Here is a 6,056-nt window from a genome sequence, read left to right as displayed (position 1 = left end):
TAATCGATCCGGGGGGCATCCTTGGCGGAAAACGGGCAGCTCTTGCGGCGGCGGAAAAAGGGTCGTGCCATGTCTCTGATTCCTTATTCGCTGTCGAAGCCGCCGCGGGGACCGCGGTCACGGTCGGGACGGTCGCCCCGGTCACGGCCACGCTCGCGGTCGCGCTCACCCTTGCGCATCATCACGGTGGGACCAGCTTCATGCTCGTCGACCTTGACGGTCATGTAGCGGATCACATCTTCGTTGATCTGCGTCTGGCGCTCCAACTCGGCAACGACGTCGCCGGGGGCGTCGATTTCGAGCATCACGTAATGCGCCTTGCGGTTCTTCGCGATGCGATAGGCCAGCGACCGCAGGCCCCAGGTCTCGGTCTTGACGACCTTGCCCTTGTTGTCGGTGATGATCTTGGTGGCGGCTTCCGCCAGGGCGTCCACCTGCGCTTGTGCCAGATCCTGGCGCGCAAGGAACACGTGCTCGTAAAGAGCCATGCGTCATTCTCACTGTTGGCCGATCGCTGACGCCGCACCGTGCGACGCCCCTCCGGCTATCGTTCTGGGTATCCGGACGTATCCGGAAGCGGGGGCCTCTGGCGGAAAACGCGCGCGAACGCAACCCTTAGAGGATGTGCAGCGCGATCAGCGCGGCCTCCGCATCGCATTTTTCGGGCTTCGGCGTTGTCGGATCGGCCCGCAGTGCGGAGAGTTCGGCACGAGCGGCAGCGAGATCGGCCTGGAATGCCGGCTGACCGAGTTCGGCGGCATAGGTGGCTGACGCGGTGACTCGCCCGGCCTCGATCGCACTATAATTGTGCACGCCGCACACCACGCGACTTTCGCCATAAGCGCGGCCGCGCGTCAGGATCGGCGTGGCGCGATCGGGGGCGAGGTTCGCGAGGATCAGCGCCCAGGTCCAGCCCCAGGTCGTGTGGCCGGAAGGGTAGTCGTAGCTGCCCTTAAGCTCCGAGGGCGCTTGGCAGGTCTTGCGCATCTTGATCTGATAGGGTCGCAGGCGTTTGAAGAATTCCTTCGACGCCTTCGATTGCGCGTTGGCCGTGGCCCCGGCGCGCGCGATCAGCTTCATCGTCATCGGCGCTTTTTTAGGGTCTAGCTTGATGCCGAGCGCGCAACTGAACGCGTCGGCCATCGCCGGTATTCCGAGCGCGACGTCGCGCATCGCCAGGTCGCCGCGCGGCGTCCCGAGCCAGTGACGGGTGTCCTTGAAGATGCGGCGATCGTTCAGGTATCGCGCCTCGCCTTTGACCGGGGCGGGCGGCAGGATCTGCGTCATGTCGAGGCTGCCGTCGGGAAGGTAGCCGGTGGTTTGCTGGGCAAGCACGAGCGCCGGAATCGATAGCGCAAGCGATCCAATCGCGGCCCGGATAGTTCTGGTCATGACACCTCCGCCTTGCGGTGCGCCTGTTGCCAGCATTGCACGCATACGAAAAGGGCGGCGAGCCGAAGCCCGCCGCCCCATCGATCGGCTATGCCGAAGGCTTTAGTTGAACGCGCCCGCGAGGACCGCGCCGATCAGCCCGCCGGCGACCGCGACCAGCACCGCGTCATTGCCCGACCGCACCCAGTGATAGCCGCGCGGTGGCGCATAGAGGCGACGGCCGCGATACTGCTGCCAGTTGCCGATCTCCTGGTAGTTCTGCGCATAGCGACGGTCGAACCGCTGCCCTTTGTTCCAGCGGCGATAGCTCGGCGCGGGGGCGGCGCGGCCGCGATTGTCGAAACGATGATCGCGCTGGTCGCGGTGATCGCGCTGCGGTGCGGCCGAAGCCGGGGCGATGGCGATCGGGCTCGCGAGTATCGAGGCGGCGATGGCGCCGAGAATAAGTTTCTTCATGATAACCTCCGTTTCGAACGACGTCGTCTGTTGGCGTCGAGGATCAATCTGAGCGTGAGGTGTCGCAATCCTGTGCCGGCGATCGGCTGATTGGTCGCGAAGTGTCGCAAAACGTCAATAATACTGACCAATTGTTCATATCGGGCGATGCCCTGCGCTTGCACCGCGACGCATGCCTTTCTACTGCCGCTGCCAGACAAGGAGAGGTCGATGCGCGCGTTCATTTTCCCGGGGCAGGGCAGTCAGGCGGTCGGCATGGGCAAGGCGCTCGCCGATGCGAGCTCGGTCGCGCGCGCTGTCTTTCAAGAAGTCGACGATGCGCTCGGCCAGCATCTGTCGCACCTGATGTTCGACGGGCCGCCCGACGACCTGCAACTCACCGCCAATGCCCAGCCGGCGATCATGGCCAACGCCATCGCGACCTTGCGCGTGCTTGAAAAGGAAGGCGGAATACGGCTTGCCGACAAGGCCGATTACGTGGCGGGGCACTCGCTCGGCGAATATACCGCTCTGTGCGCTGCGGGCGCGTTCGATCTCGCGACGACGGCTTTATTGCTCAGGCATCGCGGCGAGGCGATGCAGGCGGCGGTGCCGGTCGGGCAGGGCGGCATGGCGGCGTTGCTCGGTTGCGACCTCGCGACAGCGCAGAAGATCGCCGACGCCGCGGCGCAGGGTGAGGTTTGCACCATCGCCAACGACAACGATCCGTCGCAGGTCGTGATTTCGGGCGCGAAGGCCGCGATCGACCGCGCGATCGAAATCGCCAAGGATCACGGCGCCAAGCGCGCGATTTCGCTGCCGGTGTCCGCGCCGTTCCACTGCCCGATGATGCAACCCGCCGCCGATGCGATGGACAAGGCGTTGGCAGACGCGCGGATCGACTCGCCGCTCGTCCCCGTCTTCGCCAATGTGACCGCCCAGCCGGTCAGCGACGTCGATACGATCCGCAAGCTGCTGGTCGAGCAAGTCACCGGTATGGTGCGCTGGCGCGAATCGGTGCTCAACATGGCCGACACCGGGGTCGAGCGCTTCGTCGAATTCGGCGGCAAGGTGCTCGCCCCGATGGTCAAGCGCATCGCGCCCGACGTGGAGGCGGTCAGCGTGATCTCGATGGACGATATCGAAGCGCTGGCGAAGTCGCTCTAACCGCCGTCATGCTGAACTTGTTTCAGCATCCATCATGCCTCAAACGTTTTCGCTCGCGGATAGTTGGATCCTGAAACGAGTCAGGATGACGGACACAAGAAGGACTAAGCAATGTTCGACCTGACAGGCATGACCGCGCTGGTGACGGGCGCATCCGGCGGGATCGGATCGGCGATCGCGCAGGCGCTGGCGGGGCAGGGCGCGCGCCTCGCGGTATCGGGGTCCAATGCCGATAAGCTGGAAGGCTTTCGCGCTTCGCTCGGCAGCGATCACGTCGCGCTGCAATGCGACCTGTCGGACGGTGCGGCGGTCGATGCGCTGGTGCCATCGGCGGTCGAAGCGCTGGGCGGCAAGCTAGACATCCTCGTCAACAATGCCGGCATCACGCGCGACAATCTGGCGATGCGGATGAAGGACGAGGAGTGGGACACCGTCATCCGCGTCAATCTGGAGGCCGCGTTCCGGCTGATCCGCGCCGCCGCGCGGCCGATGATGAAGGCGCGCTATGGCCGGGTCATTTCGATCACCAGCGTGGTGGGCGCGACCGGCAATCCGGGCCAGGCCAATTATGCCGCGTCGAAGGCCGGTCTGGTCGGCATGTCGAAGGCGCTGGCGCAGGAACTCGCCAGCCGCAACATCACGGTCAATTGCGTCGCGCCAGGCTTCATCCGATCGGCGATGACCGATGTGTTGCCCGAGGCCCAGAAGACCGCGCTCCTGACCCGCATCCCGGCGGGCGACCTCGGCACCGGCGAGGATATAGGGGCGGCGGTGGTCTACCTGGCGTCGAAGGAGGCAGGGTACGTCACCGGCCAGACGATCCACGTCAATGGCGGGATGGCGATGCTGTGAGGTATTTGCTCTTTACCGTCGCGTTCCTCGCGCCCGCACCGGCCTTTGCCGCAACCGGCGATATCGGCTGTATCGAAGCCAAACTGGGCGCGGCGGCGATGCAGCGGATCGGCGACGGTGTCGTCGCCGCGGCCGATAACGGTTTCGATCCGGCCCGCGCGCTGGATCCGGACCGTGACGAGCTGATCGATGCGCGGCAGAAATGCCGCAACGCGGGCAATTGGTCGCCCAACGCGACGCAGATCGCAGTGTCATACACGCAAGCGCGCGCGACCAGGCTGGGCGCCGAGTCGGCGCTCAAGCGCGACGGCCTCGACGCCACCAAGCTTGCCGCCAGCTATGCGGCACTGCCGGTCCAGGACCGCAGGAGCCTGATCGCCAAAGCGTCGCCGGGCGCGCTCAATGCCGTCACCATCGCGGCGGCGCAGCTTCAGGGGCGTCGCCATGTCCTGCTCTATTTCGCCGCGCTCGCCGCGATCGAATTCTATCCGTCCGACTTTACCGCAGCGTGACGCCGCCCTCTTGCGCGGGCACCAAGCGCGTTCTACGTGCGTTCAGGAACTCCGGGGCCCGCCCCAGACTATAGAGGGAAGCAACGAATGAGCGATACTGCCGACCGGGTGAAGAAGATCGTGGTCGAGCACCTGGGTGTCGAAGCCAGTGCTGTGACGCCCGAGGCGAGCTTCATCGACGATCTGGGTGCAGACAGCCTCGACATCGTCGAGCTGGTGATGGCGTTCGAGGAAGAATTCGGGGTCGAGATCCCCGACGACGCCGCGGAGAAGATTTCGACCGTCAACGACGCGATCACCTATATCGACGCGAACCAGGGTTGAGCCCGTCCGTGGCGTGTCGCCGCGGGGTAGAGTAACGAAGCGGCTTCCCGTCCCCGGATATTCCAGGGCCGGGGGGCCGTTTCGCATTTAACGACAATTATTTTTGGAGAGTGCCATGCGTCGCGTAGTCGTGACCGGCCTGGGCCTGGTGACCCCGCTGGGTGCCGATGTCGAAACCACGTGGAAGAACCTGCTTGCCGGTAAATCGGGCGCGGGCCAGATCACTCGGTTCGACGCGAGCGACTATCCGTGCACGATCGCGTGCGAGGTGAAACCCGCCGACCACGAATATGGCTTCGACCCCGGCAAGCGCGTCGATCACAAGGTCCAGCGCCAGGTCGACGATTTTATCATCTACGGTATCGACGCCGCCGGACAGGCGCTCGAGGATGCTGGCCTGACCGAGATGACCGAGGAAGAGCGCTACCGCGCGGGCTGCTCCATCGGCTCCGGCATCGGCGGATTACCGGGGATCGAAAGCGAGTCGCTCGTTCTCGCCGAAAAGGGACCGCGCCGCGTCAGCCCGCACTTCGTCCACGGCCGCCTGATCAACCTGATCACCGGTCAAGTGCAGATCAAATACGGGCTGATGGGTCCGAACCATGCCGTCGTCACCGCGTGCTCAACCGGTGCGCATTCGATCGGAGACGCCGCGCGGATGATCGCGATGGACGATGCCGACGTGATGCTCGCAGGCGGCGCCGAGGCGACGATCTGCCCGATCGGCATTGCCGGTTTTGCCGCCGCGCGCGCGCTCAATACCAGCTTCAACGACCGGCCCGAACAGGCGAGCCGCCCGTATGATGAGGCGCGTGAGGGTTTCGTGATGGGCGAAGGCGCCGGCGTCGTCGTACTGGAAGAATATGAGCGCGCCGTGGCACGCGGCGCGAAAATCTATTGCGAAGTGGTCGGCTATGGCCTGTCGGGCGATGCTTATCATGTGACCGCGCCCGAACCGACCGGATCGGGCGCGTACCGTTCGATGGAAATGGCGCTCAAGCGTGCGGGCATGCAGCCGGCGGACATCGATTACATCAACGCGCATGGCACCTCGACCATGGCCGATTTGATCGAGCTCGGCGCGGTAAAAAGGCTGTTCGGCGATGCGATTTCGCACGTGTCGATGAGCTCGACCAAGTCGGCAATCGGGCATCTTCTCGGCGGCGCTGGGGCTGTGGAGGCGATTTTCTGCATCCTCGCGATCCGCGATCAGATCGTGCCGCCCACGCTCAACCTCGAAAACCCGTCGGAGGGCGCCGAGGGCGTCGACCTGGTCCCGCTCGTCGCGAAGAAGCGTGAAGTGAAGGCGGTGCTCAACAACTCGTTCGGCTTCGGCGGCACCAATGCCAGCCTCGTGATGAAGGCGCTCTAGCA

General features: G+C 64.8%; 8 protein-coding genes and 1 pseudogene. 5 read left to right on the top strand and 4 right to left on the bottom strand.

All coding sequences use genetic code 11. The features are described from left to right. The 4 genes and pseudogenes from JWM94_RS02075 to JWM94_RS02060 all read right to left on the bottom strand — a co-directional run. A pseudogene (locus JWM94_RS02075) lies at positions 1-71 on the bottom strand (30S ribosomal protein S18); the annotation flags it as partial. A gap of 12 nt (positions 72-83) precedes the next feature. Next, on the bottom strand, positions 84-488 hold the full coding sequence (rpsF, locus tag JWM94_RS02070) for a 30S ribosomal protein S6 (RefSeq protein WP_299420721.1): 405 nt from the start codon (positions 486-488) through the stop codon (positions 84-86). A gap of 127 nt (positions 489-615) precedes the next feature. Further along, positions 616-1,392 (bottom strand): phosphatase PAP2 family protein, encoded by a 777-nt coding sequence (locus JWM94_RS02065; protein WP_299420717.1) that lies wholly within the window; start codon positions 1,390-1,392, stop codon positions 616-618. A 102-nt stretch (positions 1,393-1,494) separates the two neighbouring features. Beyond that, a complete protein-coding gene (locus tag JWM94_RS02060; protein ID WP_299420712.1) occupies positions 1,495-1,848 on the bottom strand; it encodes an RcnB family protein in 354 nt (117 codons plus the stop codon). Positions 1,849-2,058: 210 nt separating this feature from the next. Between JWM94_RS02060 and fabD the strand changes: the two genes are divergently transcribed. The 5 genes from fabD to fabF all read left to right on the top strand — a co-directional run bounded on the left by fabD (position 2,059) and on the right by fabF (position 6,054). Continuing rightward, positions 2,059-2,994 (top strand): ACP S-malonyltransferase, encoded by a 936-nt coding sequence (gene fabD, locus JWM94_RS02055; protein WP_299420708.1) that lies wholly within the window; start codon positions 2,059-2,061, stop codon positions 2,992-2,994. A 111-nt stretch (positions 2,995-3,105) separates the two neighbouring features. Next, the gene (gene fabG / locus JWM94_RS02050; protein WP_299420703.1) at positions 3,106-3,846 is read left to right on the top strand and encodes a 3-oxoacyl-[acyl-carrier-protein] reductase; all 741 of its coding nucleotides are present in this window, start codon (positions 3,106-3,108) and stop codon (positions 3,844-3,846) included. After that, complete coding sequence (locus JWM94_RS02045; protein WP_299420700.1) at positions 3,843-4,358, top strand: hypothetical protein; 516 nt, start codon at positions 3,843-3,845, stop codon at positions 4,356-4,358. The genes fabG and JWM94_RS02045 overlap by 4 nt, the downstream gene beginning before the upstream one ends. Before the next feature lie 87 nt (positions 4,359-4,445). Beyond that, complete coding sequence (locus JWM94_RS02040; protein WP_293989780.1) at positions 4,446-4,682, top strand: acyl carrier protein; 237 nt, start codon at positions 4,446-4,448, stop codon at positions 4,680-4,682. 115 nt (positions 4,683-4,797) lie between these two features. Continuing rightward, positions 4,798-6,054, top strand: a complete 1,257-nt coding sequence (gene fabF / locus JWM94_RS02035) for a beta-ketoacyl-ACP synthase II (RefSeq protein ID WP_299420695.1) — start codon at positions 4,798-4,800, stop codon at positions 6,052-6,054. The last annotated feature ends 2 nt before the right edge of the window (positions 6,055-6,056 follow it).

The sequence above is a fragment of the Sphingomonas bacterium genome (assembly GCF_028289855.1).
In the GTDB taxonomy this organism is placed as follows: domain Bacteria; phylum Pseudomonadota; class Alphaproteobacteria; order Sphingomonadales; family Sphingomonadaceae; genus Sphingomonas.
This window is presented reverse-complemented; position numbering and strand designations above follow the sequence as displayed.

Bases quoted from the DNA above. Each gene is read 5' to 3' on its own strand.
- fabF (WP_299420695.1), top strand. From the start codon at position 4,798: ATGCGTCGCGTAGTCGTGACCGGCCTGGGCCTGGTGACCCCGCTGGGT.
- JWM94_RS02060 (WP_299420712.1), bottom strand. From the start codon at position 1,848: ATGAAGAAACTTATTCTCGGCGCCATCGCCGCCTCGATACTCGCGAGC.
- fabG (WP_299420703.1), top strand. From the start codon at position 3,106: ATGTTCGACCTGACAGGCATGACCGCGCTGGTGACGGGCGCATCCGGC.
- JWM94_RS02065 (WP_299420717.1), bottom strand. From the start codon at position 1,392: ATGACCAGAACTATCCGGGCCGCGATTGGATCGCTTGCGCTATCGATT.
- rpsF (WP_299420721.1), bottom strand. From the start codon at position 488: ATGGCTCTTTACGAGCACGTGTTCCTTGCGCGCCAGGATCTGGCACAA.
- JWM94_RS02040 (WP_293989780.1), top strand. From the start codon at position 4,446: ATGAGCGATACTGCCGACCGGGTGAAGAAGATCGTGGTCGAGCACCTG.
- fabD (WP_299420708.1), top strand. From the start codon at position 2,059: ATGCGCGCGTTCATTTTCCCGGGGCAGGGCAGTCAGGCGGTCGGCATG.